At 58.4% G+C, this 20985-nt stretch carries 16 protein-coding genes and 1 other annotated feature; of the genes, 3 read left to right on the forward strand and 13 right to left on the reverse strand.

What is annotated here, in order from left to right:
- Window positions 1–531: 531 nt before the first annotated feature.
- The 3 genes from PKO02S_RS20295 to PKO02S_RS32485 form a co-directional block, all read right to left on the reverse strand.
- Window positions 532–996 (reverse strand): hypothetical protein, encoded by a 465-nt coding sequence (locus PKO02S_RS20295; protein WP_127585672.1) that lies wholly within the window; start codon window positions 994–996, stop codon window positions 532–534.
- 129 nt (window positions 997–1125) lie between these two features.
- On the reverse strand, window positions 1126–1404 hold the full coding sequence (locus PKO02S_RS20300) for a hypothetical protein (RefSeq protein ID WP_127585673.1): 279 nt from the start codon (window positions 1402–1404) through the stop codon (window positions 1126–1128).
- A 27-nt stretch (window positions 1405–1431) separates the two neighbouring features.
- The gene (locus PKO02S_RS32485; protein WP_164821576.1) at window positions 1432–1587 is read right to left on the reverse strand and encodes a hypothetical protein; all 156 of its coding nucleotides are present in this window, start codon (window positions 1585–1587) and stop codon (window positions 1432–1434) included.
- Window positions 1588–1717: 130 nt separating this feature from the next.
- Between PKO02S_RS32485 and PKO02S_RS20305 the strand changes: the two genes are divergently transcribed.
- Complete coding sequence (locus PKO02S_RS20305; protein ID WP_127585674.1) at window positions 1718–2767, forward strand: hypothetical protein; 1050 nt, start codon at window positions 1718–1720, stop codon at window positions 2765–2767.
- Here the strand turns inward: PKO02S_RS20305 and PKO02S_RS20310 are convergent.
- Window positions 2760–4127, reverse strand: a complete 1368-nt coding sequence (locus PKO02S_RS20310; protein ID WP_127585675.1) for a LacI family DNA-binding transcriptional regulator — start codon at window positions 4125–4127, stop codon at window positions 2760–2762. The two genes, PKO02S_RS20305 and PKO02S_RS20310, sit on opposite strands and share 8 nt — an antisense overlap.
- Before the next feature lie 136 nt (window positions 4128–4263).
- Between PKO02S_RS20310 and PKO02S_RS20315 the strand changes: the two genes are divergently transcribed.
- Window positions 4264–5616, forward strand: coding sequence for an FAD-dependent oxidoreductase (locus PKO02S_RS20315; protein WP_127585676.1), 1353 nt, complete (start codon window positions 4264–4266; stop codon window positions 5614–5616).
- 105 nt (window positions 5617–5721) lie between these two features.
- Here the strand turns inward: PKO02S_RS20315 and PKO02S_RS33360 are convergent, their stop codons facing one another.
- From PKO02S_RS33360 to PKO02S_RS20350, 7 genes are all read right to left on the reverse strand, one after another.
- Window positions 5722–6873: a glycoside hydrolase family protein gene (locus tag PKO02S_RS33360; RefSeq protein WP_246067147.1), complete on the reverse strand. Its 1152-nt coding sequence runs from the start codon at window positions 6871–6873 to the stop codon at window positions 5722–5724.
- Between the two features lie 62 nt (window positions 6874–6935).
- Window positions 6936–7568 carry an SGNH/GDSL hydrolase family protein gene (locus tag PKO02S_RS20325; protein WP_127585677.1) on the reverse strand — a complete coding sequence of 211 codons (633 nt, stop codon included), beginning with the start codon at window positions 7566–7568 and terminating at the stop codon, window positions 6936–6938.
- A 106-nt stretch (window positions 7569–7674) separates the two neighbouring features.
- Window positions 7675–8685, reverse strand: coding sequence for a hypothetical protein (locus PKO02S_RS20330; protein ID WP_127585678.1), 1011 nt, complete (start codon window positions 8683–8685; stop codon window positions 7675–7677).
- A gap of 441 nt (window positions 8686–9126) precedes the next feature.
- Complete coding sequence (ileS, locus tag PKO02S_RS20335; protein WP_127585679.1) at window positions 9127–12210, reverse strand: isoleucine--tRNA ligase; 3084 nt, start codon at window positions 12208–12210, stop codon at window positions 9127–9129.
- 256 nt (window positions 12211–12466) lie between these two features.
- Window positions 12467–12751 (reverse strand) — a binding site (T-box leader).
- A 76-nt stretch (window positions 12752–12827) separates the two neighbouring features.
- Window positions 12828–13250, reverse strand: coding sequence for a type II toxin-antitoxin system VapC family toxin (locus PKO02S_RS20340; RefSeq protein WP_127585680.1), 423 nt, complete (start codon window positions 13248–13250; stop codon window positions 12828–12830).
- The gene (locus PKO02S_RS20345; RefSeq protein ID WP_164821577.1) at window positions 13243–13482 is read right to left on the reverse strand and encodes an AbrB/MazE/SpoVT family DNA-binding domain-containing protein; all 240 of its coding nucleotides are present in this window, start codon (window positions 13480–13482) and stop codon (window positions 13243–13245) included. The genes PKO02S_RS20340 and PKO02S_RS20345 overlap by 8 nt, the downstream gene beginning before the upstream one ends.
- A gap of 131 nt (window positions 13483–13613) precedes the next feature.
- Window positions 13614–15023, reverse strand: coding sequence for a M23 family metallopeptidase (locus PKO02S_RS20350; protein ID WP_127585682.1), 1410 nt, complete (start codon window positions 15021–15023; stop codon window positions 13614–13616).
- A gap of 206 nt (window positions 15024–15229) precedes the next feature.
- Here PKO02S_RS20350 and PKO02S_RS20355 point away from each other — a divergent pair, with 206 nt between their 5' ends.
- Window positions 15230–16888 carry a hypothetical protein gene (locus PKO02S_RS20355; RefSeq protein WP_127585683.1) on the forward strand — a complete coding sequence of 553 codons (1659 nt, stop codon included), beginning with the start codon at window positions 15230–15232 and terminating at the stop codon, window positions 16886–16888.
- Here PKO02S_RS20355 and PKO02S_RS20360 read toward each other — a convergent pair.
- Both PKO02S_RS20360 and PKO02S_RS20365 read right to left on the reverse strand, forming a co-directional pair.
- Window positions 16882–18762: a methyl-accepting chemotaxis protein gene (locus PKO02S_RS20360; protein WP_127585684.1), complete on the reverse strand. Its 1881-nt coding sequence runs from the start codon at window positions 18760–18762 to the stop codon at window positions 16882–16884. The two genes, PKO02S_RS20355 and PKO02S_RS20360, sit on opposite strands and share 7 nt — an antisense overlap.
- Entirely contained in the window at window positions 18759–20984 is a 2226-nt protein-coding gene (locus tag PKO02S_RS20365) for an EAL domain-containing protein (RefSeq protein WP_127585685.1), read from the reverse strand. The genes PKO02S_RS20360 and PKO02S_RS20365 overlap by 4 nt, the downstream gene beginning before the upstream one ends.
- Window position 20985 lies beyond the last annotated feature (1 nt).

Consider the following 20985-nt stretch of genomic DNA (forward strand, 5'->3'; position numbering starts at 1 on the left):
AAAATCGCGCTTACGGCTCACAGAACGGCTCGCTTGCCCGCTGTAAGCACGAAAATCGCGCTTACGGCTCACGGAACGGCTCGCATTCCTGCTGTAAGCACGAAAATCGCGCTTACGGCTCCGAATTCACCCTCGGATGAGCAGATAATTTCATAACGCTATTCATGCGATCGCAAAAAAACACATCCGTCAGGGACGAATGTGTTCGTGGTACCACCCTAGTTCGAGCATCGGCCAGCAGGCGTACGGAAAGTACGGCGCCAGCAGGCTGCTCCTCCATCGGATAACGGGTATCAAATCTCCGCGTATCCGAAAATGCGCAAAGATTCAATATAATTCCCCGGCATGGGCTACGTGTCGTTGGAGGGAAGCGGATACCGCTCCTCCAGATGACGTCTCGCCCACGCAGCTACCTGAAAGGGAAATGAGGGTCGCGCCGAGAAGCCTCGCAGCCAAGGGCTTCTTCTCTGCTGCGGACGAGGGTCCTCATCAGTTTCGGGTCGTTGCTGTTGCATATGCTGTAATTTCTAGCTACTGTACCGCAACTTGGGGGGCGGCGTCAAGTGCCGATGCCCTACGTTGCTCGAGCTCGTCCTGGATCTGAGCGTGCATACCGGCCAGCACCCGCTCTGGCTCCAGACGGCGGTAGGCCATCTCGACGAGTCCTCGATGTACAATCTCGGCGCCGTTCCAACCGGAAACGCGTTTGTTGCGAACCGTCGGCGCAGAAGGATGGCAGGCGAAAGCAGCCGTGTTCTTCCCTTGGAACAAAGGAACATCCGCCCCAAACTCAGCGCCGACACGCGTGTGTCGGATGACCGGCATGTGCCCGCTCCGAGCTAAGCGCAGCTGATGCTCCTCCGATACGAGGAACGAGGCGAGCTCCCAAGCGGCCTCCGGCTCCCGGCTTCCCGCTCGTATGGCGATGCCAAGGCCGGGCACATAGGGACTGCAGCCGCTTCCTTTCTCGATCACCGGATACGACACGATGTCCAATCGAAAACCATATCCGCTGGGGCGAAGCAGCTGCTGCAGATCATGCCCATCGCCACCGATCGCTGCCGGACGAAATAACCGTTAAATCGGAGCATCCGCTTGGGCTCGGGCAGCAAGTTGCCAGGAATCTCATAGATTCGCCGGATCAGCTGAGCCAGATGGCGCCAATGCTCCCCTAGCATGTTCGCCACTCGACTCTTCCCAATTCATGCCGTCTATCGGATAAAATATTTCCGTCCGATCGAAGATCGATTTGTTGTAAAATACAGGATAGGCCATGCGGTTCTCGTAGGGAAGCGCATATTGCGACCTGCTTGCGTCTGCCGCCTGTCCGAGTGCCAGCAGGCTGGGCTCCAGCCGAGAGGTGAACGTCAGAATCCAGCCGGCGAACGCGCGGAAATCTTTCAATATCCTCTTCTCATACTGCCGCTCCAGCTACTCGACATCGAGCAATAGCAGATCCGCCCACTCCGCGCCAGCAGCCTCGACTCGCTCCAGCGCTACCGAGGGATATGCTTTTCCAACCGGCTTCGCGATCTCAGATTCAAAACGCTCCGGGGACATGTCAGTCGCAATCGTCACGGACACCATCGGCACACCTCTTCCGAACAAATGTTCTTCTAGGTGTACCACACTTTTCCAGCTTGGACATCCTCTTGACACATACCTGCCCTATAATTAAACTGCCTATTTTCCCAACAACGAAGGAGTGAAAACAAGCATGAAGCATCCATTGTTGCCGGTCGGCGTCCTGTTCCTTGCGCTGTCGGTCATTACCCTCACCGGTTGTTCCAGCGAGAAAGACCCTGTTCCGTCCACCTCAACCGTCTCCAACGCTTCTCCTGGCTCGGCCGCTTCCGCCGGTTCCAGCGGCTCCACAGCTGCCGAAACTGCGAGCTTCACGCAAGGGCTTGCTACGACAACGGTCAAGGAGCTATTTGCTTGCAAAGGGGCCCGGGTGACGTCGCTAGGCGAAATCCAGTCCGACGACGGTAAAAAGTGGACCGTTCCCGCCGACATCGACACGAAGCTGACCGATGCGGCTGACTTGAGCAATCCATGCAAAAACGTCAACCTGCCGAATGTGGCTTCGGTCGATCTGAGCAAGGTGCCGGTCGTTGAGATCGATCCGAACGGAACCGTGGTGACGGGTTATATTTTCGCCGACAACTACTTCGAGCTGTACATCAATGGTAAGCCTGTCGCCAAGGATGCTGTTCCGTTCACGCCTTTCAACTCGCATGTCGTGCGGTTCAAAGCTTCTTACCCTATGACTTACGCAATGAAGGTAGTCGATTGGGAGGAAAATCTCGGCCTCGGCACGGAGGCCAACAAAGGGAACCCGTATCATCCGGGGGATGCGGGCGTCGTAGCGGTATTCAGCGACGGAACGGTGACGGACGGCTCCTGGAAAGCCCAAACCTACTACATAGCTCCCCTCGCGAGCAAAACCGACCTCGTCCTGGAGACGAGAAACGGCGTCCAGCTGCGCACCACTCCCAATGCCTCTAATTCGCCAAGCTGCGCCAAGTCCTGCTATGCCGCCCATTTTGCCGTGCCGGATCAGTGGTTCGCGAAGACGTTTAACGATGCTGCTTGGCCGAGCGCCACGGTGTACAAGACAGCCGACGTCGGCGTTGACAACAAATCGGAGTACACGAATTACAAGAGTGAGTTCGGCAAAGGTTCGTTTATATGGTCGAGCAACCTCGTGCTCGACAATGAAGTGCTATTACGTCGTACGGTGGACAAAGCACCGGCGACTAAGTAAGCTGCTCCGACTCCGGCGGTCGAGTCGTATCGCCGGCTTGGAATGTGCCGCGGATGCGGATGTGCTCGTAGGGCATCTGAGGGTTGGCGATGCGCCAGAGCATCCGATCCGCCGCGCGGTATGCGGTCGCGCGGATTTGCAGCAGCGGCCGCGAGCAGGTCGGCAGCCAGTCGTGCTGCTCGCTGGGGAATGCGACGAACGATAGGCGCGGCTTGTTCGGCTTGCTGCTTGAGGCGGCAACCGTGCCGACCCTCTCATCCCCATCATCCGCAACGCCGGCCCTCACGTCCGCCTCCTCCATTTGCATCAGAACGCGGTATACAGGCTCCATCTCCTCGGCGATGCCGCAAATCACCGCCGTCGGCCGCTCGCGCCGAATCAGCTCCGCCAGCTCCTCGATCCATCGTCCCTCCGGATCCCTTCTCGTGCTATGCTTTGCGGGGTCGGGGGCGTACCGGCGGGTATCGCCTTCTCGGTAATCGGCACCCGTACCGTCTCCCGCCCCGTTCACCGTTCCATCCGCCGCCCCGGTCCCGGATTCATTCGCCGCCCTGGTCCCCGTTCCATTCACTGCCCCGATCCCCGTTCCATTCACTGCCCCGGTCCCCGTTCCATTCGCCGCTCCATTCACTGCACCGCTCCCTATTCCTTTCTCTGTTGCTTTCTCGACTCTTACTTCCGCCGCCCTCCTCAGCTCCTCCCGCTCCAGCTCCAGCATCGCTTCGCCGAACGCATGCCAGCGCACAACATAGCCCCGCTGGCTGTCCGTGTCGCCGACATACAGAATGCGCCGATGCCCGAGCCGCCGCAAATGCCGCACCGCCTGGTGCATCGCCTCGTACAAGTCCCAGATGACGCTGTCCACCTCGGCCTCGGGCGGCGGGAAGTTGAGCAGGATGCGCGGCAACGGCAAAGCAAGCAGCTGCTGCTCGAGCAGCTCGCGCCCGATCCGCGGGGCAATGAACACCCCGTCCGCGAACAGCAGCTCCCGCTCCTCCGCCCAGGCGGCGAACTGATCGTGGCGCAGCTCGTCCGGCATCGCCACCTGCTGCACCGTATGCCCGAACTCGCGAAACCGTTCGTGCAGCCCTTGCAGCAGCAGCTCGTTGAAGCTGCTCTCGCTCGCTTTGTGCAGCAGCAGGAATCGCCGCTGCAGCACGGGGTACGGCGCGATCCGGTCGACGTGGAGCGCCTGCTTCTGATCGCGGGTCAAGTAGCCCCGCGCACGGGCGTGCCGGATCACGTCGGCGCGCGTCTCCTCGGACATGCCAGGCAGTCCGCGCAGCGCCTTCGAGATCGTCTGGATCGTCAGCCCCAGCTCCGTCGCCAAGTGGTGGAGCGTTACTTTTTTTCTCGGCATCGCCAATCTGAGCCCCTTTCACCGCTTGTCCTTCATCTCGGCTCAATTTTAAACTAAAGTTAAACTAAATTCCATCGTCGCCTCTCCCTTATAATGAGTGCAGGAACTAACAAACGCGTTGGGAGAGTGACCACATATGGCAGCAAAAACCTTTCAAGCCGACGTCGTCGTCTGCGGTGGCGGACCGGCCGGCGTCAATGCGGCGATTGCAGCAGGGCGAAGCGGAGTCAAGACGGTATTAATCGAGCGGTATGGCTTCATCGGGGGCATGTCTACGGCAGCGCTCGTGTATCCCTGGATGACGTTCCATACGATGGACGGCAAACAAGTGATCAAGGGGATCGCGCAGGAAATCATCGACCGGCTGATGCTGATTAGCGCCTCGCCCGGACATGTCCGCGATACGGTCGGGTACGTGCACACGATCACCCCTTACCATCCGGAAGTGTACAAAGTGTTGGCTGTCGATATGCTCAAAGAGGCGGGTGTTCAGCTACTGCTTCACAGCTTCGTCGATGAGGTGCGTGTAGAAGGCGATCGGATCGAATCGGTGCAGCTCACGACGAAGTCGGGTAAAATCGAGGTCCAAGGCAAAGTGTTCATCGACACGACCGGCGACGCCGATATCGCTTACTTGTCCGGCGCGCCTTGCCTGCAAGGCCGCGACGGCGACAAGCTGACGCAGCCGATGACGATGAAGTTCCGCATGCGCGGCGTCGATTTGGCGAGAGTGAAGGCTTATATGCTGGAGCATCCGGAGGAGTTTTACCACAAGACACCGATTGACGAGCTGCCTGACCTCCCGCTGTCCGGCGTGATGGGCTTCTACAAGCACTGGAAGGAATCGGCGTTGCCGATCAACCGCGATTCCGTGCTGATGTTCATCGGGCCGGCGGATGACGAGGTGCTCGTGAACACGACGCGGGTGCAGGGGCTCGACGGAACCGATGTCGAGGACTTGACCGAAGCGGAGGAGCTCGGGCGCAAGCAAGTGCTCCAAGTCGCCAAGTTCATGTCCGACAACTTGCCTGGCTTCGAGAAGGCGTCGATCTCGTCCGTCGGCTCGCAGATCGGCATTCGCGAGACTCGGCGCATCGACGGCCTGTATTCGCTGCAAGCGGACGACGTCGTGGAGGGCCGGAAGTTCGAGGATGTCATCGCGCGCAGCGGCTATCCGATCGATATCCACTCCCCAGCGGGCCGAGGCGGCGATAACTCCGTCTGGGTCAAGGCCGACGGCGCTTACGACATCCCGTACCGCAGCCTGCTGCCGAAGCGCATCGGCAACCTGCTGGCCGGCGGCCGCTGCATCTCGACGTCGCACGAGGCGCTCGCGACGACGCGGCTGACGCCGAGCTGCATGGCGACCGGCCAAGCGGCCGGCTCCGCCGCCGGCATCGCCGTGAAGCGCGGCATCGCGCCGGCGGACATCGACGTCGCGGAGCTGCAGCAGGTGCTCGTCGCCGCAGGCGCGGTGCTGCACGAATAACCTCAAAAAAGCTGCCGCCTGGTCACTCGACCAAGCGGCAGCTTTTTACTGTCTCGCGCCTATGCGCGGCACGTACAAAACTCCAGATAACGGTATGCCATCATCTTATTTCCCGGCGGAGTCCAAAGGAAACACCTGATTCCATGTCCCCGTCGCATCCGTGAACCCGGTCGCCCCATCCGACACGGCGGCGAACAGATGTGTCGGCTTGCCGTCCTGGAACAGCAGGAACGGCCGCTCCATGTTGCCGAGCACCTGCTCCGTGCCGTCGTCCCAGCGGATATGACGCGAATAGGCTTTCGGCCCGTCTTCACAGAGCGTCCAAGTCAAGCCGTCCGCCGACCGCGCGCGTACCCCGCCGTATTTTTCGCCGCACAGGTTGCCGTCCATGTCCTTGGCGATCAGCTCATACCAGCCGCCACGACCACGGCCACGGTCAGAGCCACGGCTACTCTCGCCGCCATCGCTCCCTCCCTCGTCAGCTTCGCCTTCGTCACGGCCACGTCTAACTTCGCTCCTGCCATCGTCGCTTTCGCCATTGCCACGGCCACCGACCGCGCCACCCTCACCATTAGCGTCGCCAACCGCCGGCACATACCAAACAAACGGATCCTCCAGGTGAAACCGGTCCGGCGGAAAAACCGGCTCCTCGCTCAAAACGCGATACGGCCCTAGATAGTGCTCGGCTTGCGCCGCCCCGATCGTCATCCTGCCGTGGGTATTGCCCTCGTACTGCCGCGCCTTGTAGATCAGCAGCACAGAGCCGTCCTCGTGCACGACCGGAGCCGGATTCGACGTCAGGAAGCTGTCGAACCGGCCGGGGCGCGTCTGCAGAATGGGCTCGTCCGCCCGTGTCCACGGTCCGAACACGCTATTGGCCGTCGCCAGCCCGATTCGTTTGTTCGCCCGACCGACGATGCAGCGCGGATCGCTCAAGCCAAAGCCGTCCCCCGGCTCCGGATCGCCCAAAGGGTGCGTAGACCCCATATAAAAGAGCAAATAGGTATCGCCATGTTTCACGATGTGCGGATTGTGGGTGCTGCGCCCGTCCCAGTACTCCGCCCCCCGTGCAGGAAGAACGACTTCTTCGAACGCATATGGTCCATCCGGTCGATCGGCGGAGGCGCGGACGATCTCCGAAGCGACGATCCAGCCTGGATGCATCGGCAGCGACTTCGGCCAGCGTGAAGCGAACAGATGAAACCGTCCGTCTTCCCCTTTCACGCAGGAGCCGCACCACACCCAATAATCGTCCATTCGGAAGCCTCCTTCTCGCGGCACATCCCGTCCCGTCAGCAGCAGTCCGGTCCCCGCCTCGGTCATTCGCCTTCCACGGCCTTCAGCCAAGCTTCGGCGATGAGGGCATGTCCCGCCGGAGACGGATGCACGCCGTCCGGAGCCCAATAGCTGGACTCCGCGCGCATGGACGCAGCTGCGAACAAACCGTCGAGCGGCACCAGCCGCGCGCCGTATTCCCGGGCCAGCTCCCGCACGACCGTGATCTTCGGATCGAGATCGACTCGCCATTCCCGACGGTCGGCCGGATGCGGCAGCACGAACGGCTCGATCAGCACAAGCTTCGCGTCAAGCTCCGCTTGGGTCCGATCGAGGATGTCCCGATAACCGGCTTCGAATTGCTCCGTCGAGGTCGGATCGTTGCGGTCATAACGCCGCCAAGTATCGTTGATGCCGATGTAGATCGACACCCATGTCGGCTTCAGGTCGATGCAATCCGCCTGCCACCGCTCCTGCAGGTTGACAACGCGATTGCCGCTGATGCCGCGGTTCAGGAACGTAACCTTTTTCTCCGGATATTTGTAGCCGAACAGACCGGCTGTCATCAGCGCGTAGCCTCGGCCGAGATTGCCCGCGTTTTCCCGGTCACGTCCGCAATCGGTAATGCTGTCCCCTTGGAACAGTACGACATCGTTGGTTTGCAATAAAGTGCCCATGCCATCCTCCTGATTTTGACGAAATACATGCTACCCTTCGATTGTAAGGGAGCCGAGGAGGAAGTACCATAGCCTTTTTTATATAAACGGATACACAATACTAACTTTATCGCCGGCGCAGCCGTCTCTTCGCCCCAAGCTTACGCCGTCTGCGACGAGAAATCGCGCCTAGTCTCCGCCTTCCGGATCGTTTGACCGCCCTCCGGCCTCTCACCCGTTTACGCCGCCTGATCCTTTTCCCGGCACGTACTTCCGGCACCACCGTCGCGGCCGCCAATCGCGCTAGCTCCGCCTCCCGGGCAACCTCCTCCGGATGCTGCAGCCGGTGATTCAGCTCCTGCAAATGCTGTCCTTTCACCGGATGGACCCAGTAATAGGACGGATGCTCCCGCGCCTGCTCCGCTTCCTCAGCCGTGATCTCCTGCCCCCAGCGAACGCTGTAATTGTACATGTGACCGTCGGGATATTCGCGAATTCGCCCGCCGCAAGCATGCACCATCGAGACGAAAAACGTCTCCTCCAAAGCAAACGGGGGGTTGTCGGTCAACATGCTCGACACCATGCCGGGCTCGTCGTGATGCAGCATCCGGGTGACGATTTCCCTTTTGTACACCTGCCCCGGGTTGAAGTACCGATAGAACATTTTCGTCCCGAACAAAGACTGCCACCGCGGCCAACGCTCCAGCATCGAACGAATCGGCGCCGAATCCGGATGGATGACGGAGGAGGTCAGCCCCCAACCCATACAATCCGCTTCCCGCATCGTCACATCGAGGAACGCCTCGAACCCCGGCTTCAAGAATAGGATATCGTGATCGAGGTTGACCAAATAGTCGTATTCGACCTGCAGCTCCTCGAGCCATTGCATCACTTCCCACAAATAAGGCGCCAAATTCCCGTAAGCGATCGGATGGCTGCGGGGAAATAAGCATACTCCGAGCGACTCGCCAAAGGTCGGATCGGTCCCGCCATTGTAGAGAATGACGCCTGCATTCGGGTTATAATGGTGAATATTGTTCAGCTGCGCGGCCAACACATCCGGCTCCTGGTTCGCCAACAGGGCGAAAATGATTCGTTTCCCCTTAAGCCACTCTATCGCTTCATCGTTATGGAGCACCTCATTTCCATCCCCTTTCCGCACCTGTAATACAGTATGAACGCCGACAAACAGATGGACTAGGTAATGGTATAATTTATGAAAGCGGGACAAGTATAAGGGTCAGGACGTGACAGGGTGGACATCCCCGATTTGAATTTGTTTATGATGTGCCGGTCGTTGGACAGGCGCGCTTTGCGCGAAATGCCGACGGGGTTTTTGGATGCGGTTGGTGGTGAAGGGATTCATGGGTTTTACTTTTTCGGACTACAGAGCGTGGTTACTTGGTTGCCGGCGTAGCTTGGGTGCGATTTCCCGTTCCTTTCTGCTCCAACACCCGATTTCTGCACGACCTTCCACCCCTCGCCAAGTAATCATTGCCTGTACACAAAAAGGCGGCAGACTTGGACGACGTTGCAAAGGCACGTCGTCCAGGCTGCCGCTTTCACTAGGTTACTCCCCTTACTCTACTGCCAAACCGATGGTCGTGTCGCCGATTTCCACGCGCTCCATGTTCGGTACTCTCGCGTAGCGGACGCCGGCCAGCAGGACGTTCTCCCGCAGGACGTCGTCGAACCGCTCGAGGGCAGCCTTCACGGCGCCGTCGGCATCGATCACGAGGTCGATGCGTTTCTCGATCGCGAGGTCGAGCTTCTTGCGGTAGTCCTGGATCGCGCGGACGACTTCGCGAACGACTCCCTCCTGCTCCAGCTCTTCCGTGATCGTCGTGTTCAGCGCGACGGTCAAGCGGTAGCCGGAGGCAGAGGCAAAGCCCGCCTTCGCTTGTTTCTCGACGAGCAGCTCCTCGAGCGTCACCTTATGCACTTCGCCGCCTTCGACCGCAACTTCGATGAAGCCGTTGTCGACCGCCTGCTTCGCTTCCGCTGCGGACAGCTGCTTGAAGTGCGCCTGCAGCGCGCCGACCGCCTTGCCGTATTTCTTGCCGGCCACCTTCAAGTTCAGCTTCAGCGAGAAGTCGACGAAGCCGCTGTCGCTCTGCTCCGCACGGATCTCCTTCACGTTGATCTCGTCCTTGATGATCGCCTCGAAGCGGCTCAGGTCATACTCGCGGTCGAACGACACGATCAGCTCGGACAGCGGCTGACGGTTGCGGATCGCGCTCTCGTTGCGGACGCTGCGCGCCAGCTCGACGATCTGCCGCGCCGTCTCCATCTCGCTCTCGAGCTGCAAGTCGATCGCCGCTTCGTTCACCTGCGGGAAGTCCGCGAGGTGGACGCTGCCGGTACCACCGAGATTGCCGTAGATGTCCTCGGCCAGGAACGGCGCGTACGGCGCGATAATCCGCGATACCGTGAGCAGCACCTCCTGCAGCGTCTGGTAGGCGGCCACTTTGTCGGCCGTCAGCCCGCTGCCCCAGAAACGATCGCGAGAGCGGCGGATGTACCAGTTGCTGAGCTCGTCGACGAACGACTCGATTTGCTTGGCCGGGTTCAGGAAGTCGTACACTTCCAGTCCTTTGCGCACCTGTACGAGCACGCTGTTCAGGCGGGACAGGATCCAGCGGTCCAGCTCGTTCTCGGAAGTTGTCCGAGCATGCTCCTCCGGCTTGTATTGGTCGATGGACGCATACAGCGCGTAGAACGCATGTGTGTTGTTGAGCGTATCGACGACCTTGGATTTCGCTTCGCCAACAATTTGCTTCGAGAACCGTTTGCTGTTCCACGGGGCGCTGTCGGCAAGCAAAGCCCAACGGAACGCATCGGTCCCGAACTCCTCGATGATGTCCCAAGGATCGATGACGTTGCCTTTGCTTTTCGACATTTTCTGTCCGTTCTCATCCAGTACGTGGCCGGTAGACAGCACCGCCTTGTACGGCGATTGTCCGTTGTACAGCGTCGAGACGGCCAACAAGCTGAAGAACCAGCCGCGCGTCTGGTCGATGCCTTCGCAGATGACGTCGGCCGGGTACTGCTCCTCGAACTGCTTCTGGTCACCGAATGGATGGTGGTACTGCGCGAACGGCATCGAGCCGCTGTCGAACCAGACGTCGATCACTTCCGGCGTCCGCACCATCGTGCCGCCGCAGGAGCAGCGCAGCTTGACTTCGTCGACGTAAGGCTTGTGCAGCTCGAGATCTTCGCCGATCGGCTCGACCGAACGCTCGCGAAGCGCGGCATGGCTGCCCGGCGCAAATTCGGAGCCGCAGGAGCCGCACTCCCAGATGTTCAGCGGCGTGCCCCAGTAGCGGTTCCGGCTGATATTCCAGTCGACGAGCTCTTCGAGGAACTTGCCGAAGCGTCCCTCGCGGATGTGCGACGGGTACCAGTCGACTTTGCTATTGTTCTCGATCAGCTGGTCCTTGACCGCCGTCGTCTTGATGAACCAGCTCTCGGTCGCGTAGTACAGCAGCGGCGATTTGCAGCGCCAGCAGAACGGGTAGCTATGTTCGTAACGCTCTTTGGAAAACAACAGGCCGCGCTCGGACAGCATTTTGACGATATCGACGTCGCAGTCCTTCACGAAACGCCCTGCCAGATCCGTCACTTGATCCATGTAGCGGCCGGACAAATTAACGACATTAACGAAGTCGAGTCCATGCTGGCGAACCGTCCGGTAGTCATCCTCACCGTGCGCCGGCGCCGTGTGCACGATACCGGTACCGCTGGCGTCGGTGACATAATCGGCATCCACGATAACATAGCCTTTGTCGACTTGCACGTAGTTGAACGGCGGCTCGTAGGCGATGCCCACGAACTCCGAGCCTTTGTGGGTGGAGACGACTTCGTAGTTTTCACCCATCACCTTTTCCACCAGGTTCTTGGCTACTACGTACAGCTCTCCGTTTTGGCGCACCTTCACGTACTCGAGGTCCTTGTTGACCGCCAGAGCCACGTTGGCCGGCAGCGTCCAAGGCGTCGTCGTCCAAGCGAGGAAGATCTCCTCGCCCTGCTTGCTCTTGAATTTCGCGGTGGCGCTGAGATCCTTGACGTCCTCGTAGCCTTGCGCCACTTCGTGCGAGCTGAGCGTCGTTTGGCAATCCGGGCAATAAGGGCTGACGCGGTGGCCTTTGTACAGCAAGCCTTTGCCATGGATTTCGGACAAGATATGCCAGACACTCTCGATGTAGGGGTTGCGCAGCGTCACGTATGGGTTATCCATGTCGGTCCAGTACGCGATCGCTTCCGTTAACTCCCGCCATTGGCGCTCGTACTCGAACACGCTGCTCTTGCACTTCTCTACAAACTCGGCGATGCCGTATTTCTCGATCTCTTGTTTGCCTGAGATGCCCAGTTGCTTCTCGACGCCCAGCTCAACCGGCAAACCGTGCGTATCCCAGCCGGCTTTGCGGACGACGCGATGTCCGGTCATCGTCTTGTAGCGGCAGATGAAGTCCTTGATAACGCGGCCGAGGACGTGCCCGATATGCGGTTTGCCGTTCGCAGTCGGCGGGCCTTCGTAGAAGACGAAGTTCGGCTTGCCCTGACGGTCGTCGATGGAGCGGCGGAACGTGTCGTCCTGCTTCCATTGCTCCAGCACGCGCAGCTCGCGTGTTCTGGCTCTTTCTTTAACGTCTACTTTTCTCATGGTTTCCTTGGCTCCTTTATCAATAAGGTGATCCCACAACGCTATTTGTCCAAAATCGTGTTTCCTCGCAAAAATAAGGTGATGGCATAACGCTATTTCGCTCGATTCCACCAGGTAGGTGCGAAATCTTCGGAATAAGGTGATCCCGTAGCGTTATTTTGCTCCAAACTTCGCTTTCCGAGGAAATAAGGTGATTTCATAACGCTATGTCCGGCGTCCGGTGTCCCGCGCAAAACAACAAAAAATCCCGCCCCTGTAAAGGGACGAGATTGTATCTCGCGTTACCACCCTTGTTCCGCAGCAACCTGCATCGGCCGCCGACGTCTCCGTCGATCGAACCATGCCGGCCTTGCGGCACCTCAACTACGCACTACCATGCGCGTCCCTTGTAACGGCGGGATCCCGGAACAGCTTACTCGCAACCTTCAGCTGCCCTTCTCGGAGAGGATGTTCGGCTAAGTCCTGAACGTCGGCTTGCAGCGCGGGACCGACTCTCTGGGGAACAAGAATTTAGCTTACTCGTTCTCGTCAATGAATTTGCTTGACTTTTCACATATATTCATTTTTACACGATGCCCCGGAAAAAGTCAAATGGGTTGGGCTTGTGTGGCTGGATCCTATCGAATAAGAACAATTTCCAATCCAGACCATTCTGGACGTTTCGCTTCTACACCAAGTACTAAATCCGCCCAAGCTCGATCGGCTGTAACAACCGGAAGCTGTAAACGAATCCCCAATGCCAAACAAGCACGATCGCCTAATGACAACCCATAACTCCGAGTATGCTGACGAAGATCTGCCGCTATAAGCGCATCCTCGGTGTTAAAGTCCATCATCTCAATGCCGACTAATCCTAAATAGGACATGGTTTTTGAAGAGGATACCCCTGTCTCGGATTGCTTTGCCATAACTTCCGTCACATTTACCGTTGATACGGCTGCTCCTTTTAACAAAAGCTCCGCTACTTGCTCCGATCCATTCTCGTTATTCATCCAAGCGAGGATTGCAGAAGCATCCATCACTACTGATGACTTACTCATCTGCGGCCTCAATTTTGCGTTCGGCTATCAGTTCATCAGCCAACAGCCGTCGATCCTGGACGTTCTTATAAAATGAGACCTGATCTTGTACATACTGCAAGGCTTGTCGACGGGTTAGCAACAACATTTTCCCATCCTCCATATGAAGGATCAGCTCATCCCCGATGTCTACTCCTAAGGCTTTGCGGAATTCAATAGGAATAACAATTCTTCCACCTTCGCTTATTTTCACAGGAGCCCTATCCATCCGGCATCACCTCACTAAAAATGACATTCCATTCACCCAATTGTCATTTCAATTATAGCATTGCCACAATATCCATTCAATCCCATTCCAGTATCAATCACTCTGTTTATAAAAACTCACTTCAAAGCCCACCGGAACGGCATCGAGTTGAAGAACAGATCCGGGTTGGCCTGGACGTTGTGCATCCAGAAGGTGAAATGCAGATGCGGGCCCGTCGAGAAGCCCGTCGTGCCGACGAGGCCGATGACGTCGCCTTTTTTGACGCGGTCGCCTACCTTCACCTTCAGCTCGGACATATGCGCGTATTGGGAAAACAGCCCCATGCCGTGGTCGAGGTAGATGGCGTTGCCTGTCAAATAAAGCATTTCCGCAAGCACCACAACTCCGTCGTTCGTCGCGTGGATCGGCGTGCCGGTCGGCGCGGCGAGATCCACGGCGAGATGCGAGCTGTCGTACTTGTTGTTCACGTAGCGCGTGTAGCCGTAAGGCGTAGTGAGGCGTCCCTCGATCGGCTTCATGAACTCGGAGGTGAATAGGAACTCCGGAGCGGACTTGCTGCGCGCCAAGTCGATCTTCTTCTGGTCGGCCGCGATGCGCGCCGTGTCCTGCTTCATCGCCTCCATCTGCTCGGTGACGACGAGGTATTGGGTGTCGAATTTCTTGGCTTTGACGGTGAGTGTCTTGTCTCCGATATAATAAGGGCCTGGCTTGACCGACATCGGCATCGGCAAATATGTGAAATACCCTGATTCGTACGGCTGCAGCTTGTACGTCACGCCTTCCCAGGCGACGGTTCCGGGACCGTCGTACCGAACCAGGACGGCATCGCCGGGGTACGTCGTCTCGGGGAACAGCTGCCAGCCTTTGCCGAGCGCGGTCTTCGCTGCGTCCGGGCTGCTGTAGAGCGCGGCTTCCCGGCGGATGGCGGCGCGGTGAGCCAGCTCGTCCTGGACCGCCTTCGTCACGTCCGGCGTCACCGTCGCGCTCCAGGTCGTGCCGCCGTCGGCGGTGACGAGCAGCGGCCGGTCGAGCTTGGCGCGCTCTTCGGTCAGCGCCCAGCCGATCCGGGCGGTGAGGAACTGCGCCTGTCTCACCTTCTGCTCCTTGCCCTCGAAGGTGAGGGAGGCGATCGCTTTGTCAGCCGGCGGCAGCCAGAACGGCTCGAGCGCATCGGGCGCCGGCGTCGGCTCCGCCGCCAACGCGGTGTCGCTCGTAGGCGTCCAAGTCGCGCCGCCATCCTGCGTCGACTCGAGGACGACGCCCTTCACGCCTGCGCCGTTCACGCCGTCCGAGTAGCGGATCCAGCCTTTGTCCAGGCCGGTCATCTTGAACTCCTGCGCCACTCGCGGCACCGGAGTCGGGGTTGGCGTCGGTGTAGGCGAAGGTGATGGCGCTACAGCTAGCGGCCCCCGGTCTGGCCACAGGTAGACCAGCAAAGCAACACCAATCGCCAGGATCAGCAACGTCCCTGTCCACAACGCCGATCGGCGTTTGCCGGACCGGCCTCTTTCTCGCAATCTCGACATCGTCTTCGGCTCTCCTTCTTTTGTCGCACAGTTGGTCGGAACCCGTCCTTATCTTCTCCATAGTACGATACGCGCCGACAATCGACAAGCCGGGCTCCTCTCGCACAAGCTGAGATTTGGCTGTACATGCCATGCTTTTGGCCTATACTACCGTTTCCAATCCGTTAGAATGGACGCAATAAGCTTGGAAACTATTGGAGGAACATATGGCACGCACATCGATTCTTAACGCTCATGGAGAACCGTATCCGATTTCAGAGGTCGAGGACTTAGGCGAGATCCTTTCTCCTGAAGCTTTCTGGGACAAGCTCCCTGGGTTGCAGGTACAGCCGCCGAAGCAAAGTTTGTGGACGGTCCCGTTGTTTCGCTCGTTCTTTTTTGGGATGACGGAAATGGAAGAGAAGCTAGTAACGTTTCAAGTCGCCGATGCCACACTGGAAAGAGATGCGGACATTCCGACTGTCTCGGAAGCCATGGGCAACAAAGTGCAATCGATGTTCGTCATCGACGATTCTCTCCCCTACAATCCGATTATGACCGGTCTTGACCGGCGAATGCTCACCTATAGCGATCGATATTACCCGCGGCGCAATCACGATTACGTGCTACAAGATTATTTGCCGTCTTACATGCTGACCGGAGATGAACGTTTCTGGCGGCGTGCTGAAGAGCTGATGGCCTTTCTTCGTTTTTCTCGTTGGAAAGAGGATGGAAGCAATGATTTTGTGGAGCGCTATTACCCGGAGGAAAAGCTGCCGCGGCCTGAATGGGCGGGGGGTTGGGATTATGTGTTCGACTGGGCTTGGTTGGACGGCTACGGCTATCAGTGGAGTCTTCATGAGCCCGACCACCATGTTTGCGCGGCGATCGCGTCTCTGCACGTGCATATGTTCGAGCGAACCGGTGCCGTCCATTATTGGGAGGATGCGCGGTCTTTTGTAATGAACCAAATTCCTCGATATGGGTTCCACAAAGGCGTTTGGAACGGGCATGTCTACTATTGGACCGAATATAACCCGACAGGACTCTCAGAAGGAAACCCCATCATGGACGCCTGCGACAACGTGGTCGCGTTGGTTGCTATGGCTGTATCCAAGGTCGCTTACTATGAAACCGATCCCGTCGTCAAAGGGCAACTGCTGGAATACACGCGGGGGTTGCTCTGGTATATGATCCGGGAGTGGGAGACGGACGGCAAATGGTTCTATGACGGGGCGGAAAATCCGATGAACCTGCGAAAATACGAGTCGCACGACATCGTCTGTATCGTTTGCTCCTTGATTGCGCTTGTGTATTTCTATAAGGCGGGCGGCGATATCGCTCCGTTCACTGAAAGCTTGTCCGATATGGAGGTCCGCTACACGACCATGTCCGGCCTGTTCCAGCGCAAAGCTTTTCTGAAGCTGGTCAAATTGTACGATGGGGAGCCTGCGCCTGGACAGGAGTTGAAGTTTACTTCGTATGCCCATGTGACCGGCCATCCGCTGCGTGATGTTCTATTCCGTGACAAGCTGTCGGATGGTCTCTCCGTACCGGAGCGATTCCCTCTGCGGGTGAGTCGGTTGTTGCCGCCGGATGCGCAAAGCAGTGAATGGAGGCCGGATCCGGAGCAGGACCGCGCGCTTTGGGTTGATCGGACACAGCTGCTTGAAGGCGTCCAGTTGCCATTCGAGCTGGTGCCGAAAGAGGCTGCCCGCAACCACTCCGGACAGCCCCCCAACCCGCCTTCCCTACCTACATCCCCTCGCACACACTACCTATTCTATCTCTGCACTTCGCACTCTGTTCTACGTTCTACGTTCTACGTTCTACGCTCTACGCTTTACGTTCTACGCACTACCCGCTCAACCTGCCCCACTCACTGATACCGGAACATCTCCACCGACCCGCTCAACCGCTCCGCCAGCGACGCCAGCTCCTGCGTGGCGGCAGCGGTCTGCTGCGCGGCGGCGGCGGCTTGCTCGCTGACGGCGGCGACGGACTCGATCGTCGTCAGCACCGCGTCCGCCTTCGAAGCCTGGCCGACGCTCGACTCCGCGATCTCGACGACCTTGCGCGACGTCGCGTTGATCTTGCCCACGATGTCCTCGAAGGCGACGCGCGTCTGCGCAAACTGCGTCACGCCTTCGCCGACCGCGCCGACGCACTTGGCCGTGCTGTTCTGCATACCGCTGATGATCGTCGCGATCTGCTTGGTCGCCTCGCCGCTGCGCTCGGCCAGCTTGCGCACCTCGTCGGCCACGACGGCGAAGCCGCGGCCCTGCTCGCCCGCCCGCGCCGCCTCGATGGCGGCGTTCAGCGCCAGCAAATTCGTCTGCTCGGCGATTTCATTAATGACCTCAATGATCTCGCCGATCTGCTTGGAATCGGTATCGAGCTGCACCATCTGCCCGTTGACCTGCTCCATCTGATCGATCGACCGCCGGATAATGCCCGAGCCGTCCGTCGCGATGCTAACCGCCTCCTGCGCCAGCTCCCTTGCTTGCCCCGCGCTCGTGGCGACCGATTGGATCGACTCCGCCAAATCCTCGAACAAGTCCGCCATCGTCCGCGCCTGGTCGGCCTGATCCATGCTGCCCTTCGCCACTTCGTCGGTGCTCGCGGTTATTTGCTGCGCCGAGGCGGCCACACTGCCCGAAGCGACGTTCACGACTTGAATCGTCTGCGACAGCGAGTCGAGCATCTCATTCATATGGCCGGCCAGCTGGCCCAGCTCGTCCTGTGACTTCACTTGCAGCCGCTGGCGGAAGTCGCCCTTCGACATCAGCTTCACCGCGTCGGTAATGTACAGGATCGGCTTGGCGAGGCGCCGGGCGAACCCATACGTAGCCAGCAAAGCCAGCACCGTCACGATCACAGCCGCAAGCAGTGTCGTCAGCATCATGTCGTTGATCGGCTGAAGCAGCTCCTTCTCCGGCACGGACAGCTGCACGACATAACCGTTCTTCGTCGCAACCGAATAGCCGATCTTCTTAACGCCCTTATAAGTATACGTATAGCTGACTGAAGCGCCCTTCCGCGCCGATTCGAAAGCCGCAATCACTTCCGGCATGTTCAACTGATACACGGTTTGGTTCATCACCAGGCTCGGATCCGGATGGCTCACGACCATCCCGGCAGAATCGAGCAACAAAGCATAACCCGTCTCCCCGATCTTAGCCTCGCGCACCACTTTGGTCGCGGCGCCGATCTCGTAACCGGTCGCGTAGAAACCGTAAGGCTTGCCCTCGCCATTCAGTAGAGGCACCGAGAACGTGACGATCAGCTTCGAAGGATCGGAAGGCGAAGGCACCGGATCGCCGATCATCGATTTCCCGCCGGTGACCGCCTTCAAGTAAGGGCGATTCGAGACATCCAGCAGTTGGCCTGTCGTGGTCGAGACTGTATTTTTACCGGTCAAGTCAACCGAATAAGCAAGCCCCGAAAACTCCGGATTCTCCTTGGCGAACGCAACGCCGAACTGCTGGTGTTTGGCCGCATCCAAGCCGTACGACTTGCCGATGCTGGCGGCGGCCTCCATCTTGGCGAGCTTCTTCTGCAGCTCCTCATCCAGCTCCGTGGCGAGCTGCTTCGTCTTCAGCCCCACCTCTTTGTCCAACTGCTCCCGGAACAGCTTGGAGTTCGGCAGGAACAAGGAAACCGACATGGCCGCCACTATTGCTACCGTAATGACCAAAGTGGTCAGTGTGAACTTTGAAGCTATTCTGCGAATCTGAACCATTTTCCACAAGTTCTTCATCGGATATCGGTCTCTCCCTTACTATCTATATAATGCCTAGCCATAATCTCGCCGCAAACCCGGACCACCTCATCCGCCTTCACCGGCGGGCTGAACAAGTAGCCCTGCACCTTCGTGCAACCGTAGTCCTTCAGAATCGCCAGTGTCTCCTCATCCTCTACCCCTTCGGCGATCACATCCAAATCCAAGCTGCTCGACATGGAGATAATCGTCCGAACGATCGAGGCGTGAACCGGATTCGTCCGAATCTCTCTCACAAAAGACTGATCGATCTTCAAGCAGTCGATGGGGAATTCCTTCAAATAGCTGAGCGAGCTATAACCGGTGCCGAAATCGTCCACTTCAACTTTGACGCCGATCGCTTTGAGGCTGTTTAAGGCCGTTAACGATTTCTCCACTTGCATCGTCATGCTCTCGGTTATCTCTACCGTCAAAAATCGAGCCTCCAACCCCGTCCGCCTCAGAATCGACAGGATTGTGTCCTTCAATCCGGGATCGAGAAATTGCTTCGAGGACAAATTGACCGCAACGGACATCGGCGGCAGCCCCGACTGCTGCAGCCTGCGATTAAAGGCGCAGGCCTCCTGCAGCACCCAGTTGCCGATCTCGAGGATCATATCCGACTCTTCCGCGATCGGGATGAATTCAACCGGCGACACTTCGCCGAGCACCGGATTGTGCCAGCGGATCAAACTCTCCACCCCGGTAATACAGCGGCCCGCGCCATCGATCTGCGGCTGGTAGTGGAGCTGGAACTCCCGACGCTCGATCGCCTTGTGCAGTTGGTTCCGAATCTGGTACTGCCGCTTGAACTGGGTGTACAGCCGCTCGTCCCAGAACTGCAACCGCCTGCCTCCATTTTTCTTGGCCGCGAACATCGCCAGATTGGCGTTTTTGAGCAGCGTCTCGGCATCCCGGTCACAGTCCGGGTATAGGCTGACGCCCACGCTGATCTTCACTTCGATCGACGCCCCGGCCAGATGAATCGGTTCCTCCAACGCCATGATAATCCGCTCGGCCAGCGCCTCCACTGCCTCCCGGCCACCGCCCGGAATGACGCAGACGAACTCGTCCCCGCCGGCCCTCGAGAGGAAATGCGCTTCATGCTGCATAAACGACTTCAGCCGTCGGGCGGTGAGCTGAAGGATACGGTCGCCCGTCTTGTGGTTCATCGTGTCGTTGAACAGCTTGAACTGATCGAGATCGATCGACAACACCGCAAACGGCGATCCCCCAGACTCCGAACCCGCAACCATCGATTCCAGCCGATTCAGGAGCGAGGCGCGGTTCGGGAGCTGCGTCAGATGGTCGTAATCGACCAAGTAGACCATCCGGTCTTCCATCTCTTTTTGCATCGAAATATCATAGCTCATGGACACGATGGTCGGCATTTGCCCTTCCCGGTACACCGGCTGCAAATACGTCAGCAAATGGACGCCGCGCCAACTCATCTCATAGCTCACCGGCTTGCCGCTGCGCCAGGCTTCCTCGTAATGACGCAGCTGCTGTTCATACAGCACAGGCGGGAACCAGGCGTTCGGCTCTTTCCCCAGCAGATCGGCCGGATGGAACCGGAACTTGTCGAGCAGCTCGCCCTCGGCATATGTGCAAATATAACTGTCTCCCACCTTGATGAACTTGAGGATCAGGCTGTTTTGCTTGCGGATCGATTTCTGGAGCTCGTCGAATATTTTCGCCAAGTCCTCTTCCATCTTGATCAACTGGGAAAACGACTCCATAATCAGCTGATTCGTTCGTTCCTTGTACAGAATCGTGCGGTCCCAATACGTCGTCTTGTTGCGGATCGCCACCTTGCAGCGCAGCAGGAAGTCCTCCCGCAGCCGCGAGCCGGTCGTTTTCTCGAGCAGCAGCTCCTTGTGGAAAAAATCGGCCGCCCCCAGCTCCATACACTCCAGCGCCAGCTCCGCGCCTTCCTCCGTATAGCTGCTGACCATCATCACCGGCACCGGAAAATCGCTCATGATCCGTTTCAACGTCGCCACACCGTCCATCCGCGGCATCTCGATATCCAGCGTCACCAGGTCCGGGGAAAACACGGCCATCAGCTCGAGCGCCTCCACTCCGTTGCATGCGGCTCCTATCACTTGGAAATGGGGATCATCACGGAACACCTCCGCAATGATATTTCTCACGAGGCTCGAATCGTCTACAATTAGCACCTTGTATGGATTCAACCTGCTTCCACCTGTTTGATTCATCATG

The organism is Paenibacillus koleovorans NBRC 103111, assembly GCF_004000845.1.
Classification (GTDB): domain Bacteria; phylum Bacillota; class Bacilli; order Paenibacillales; family NBRC-103111; genus Paenibacillus_AA; species Paenibacillus_AA koleovorans.

Coding starts and splice junctions, on each gene's coding strand:
- ileS (WP_127585679.1), bottom strand. CDS start 12,210: ATGAGAAAAGTAGACGTTAAAGAAAGAGCCAGAACACGCGAGCTGCGC.
- PKO02S_RS33360 (WP_246067147.1), bottom strand. CDS start 6,873: ATGGACGATTATTGGGTGTGGTGCGGCTCCTGCGTGAAAGGGGAAGAC.
- PKO02S_RS20325 (WP_127585677.1), bottom strand. CDS start 7,568: ATGGGCACTTTATTGCAAACCAACGATGTCGTACTGTTCCAAGGGGAC.
- PKO02S_RS20305 (WP_127585674.1), top strand. CDS start 1,718: ATGAAGCATCCATTGTTGCCGGTCGGCGTCCTGTTCCTTGCGCTGTCG.
- PKO02S_RS20350 (WP_127585682.1), bottom strand. CDS start 15,023: ATGTCGAGATTGCGAGAAAGAGGCCGGTCCGGCAAACGCCGATCGGCG.
- PKO02S_RS20355 (WP_127585683.1), top strand. CDS start 15,230: ATGGCACGCACATCGATTCTTAACGCTCATGGAGAACCGTATCCGATT.
- PKO02S_RS20360 (WP_127585684.1), bottom strand. CDS start 18,762: ATGAAGAACTTGTGGAAAATGGTTCAGATTCGCAGAATAGCTTCAAAG.
- PKO02S_RS20315 (WP_127585676.1), top strand. CDS start 4,264: ATGGCAGCAAAAACCTTTCAAGCCGACGTCGTCGTCTGCGGTGGCGGA.
- PKO02S_RS20365 (WP_127585685.1), bottom strand. CDS start 20,984: ATGATGAATCAAACAGGTGGAAGCAGGTTGAATCCATACAAGGTGCTA.
- PKO02S_RS20310 (WP_127585675.1), bottom strand. CDS start 4,127: ATGCCGAGAAAAAAAGTAACGCTCCACCACTTGGCGACGGAGCTGGGG.
- PKO02S_RS32485 (WP_164821576.1), bottom strand. CDS start 1,587: ATGGTGTCCGTGACGATTGCGACTGACATGTCCCCGGAGCGTTTTGAA.
- PKO02S_RS20340 (WP_127585680.1), bottom strand. CDS start 13,250: ATGAGTAAGTCATCAGTAGTGATGGATGCTTCTGCAATCCTCGCTTGG.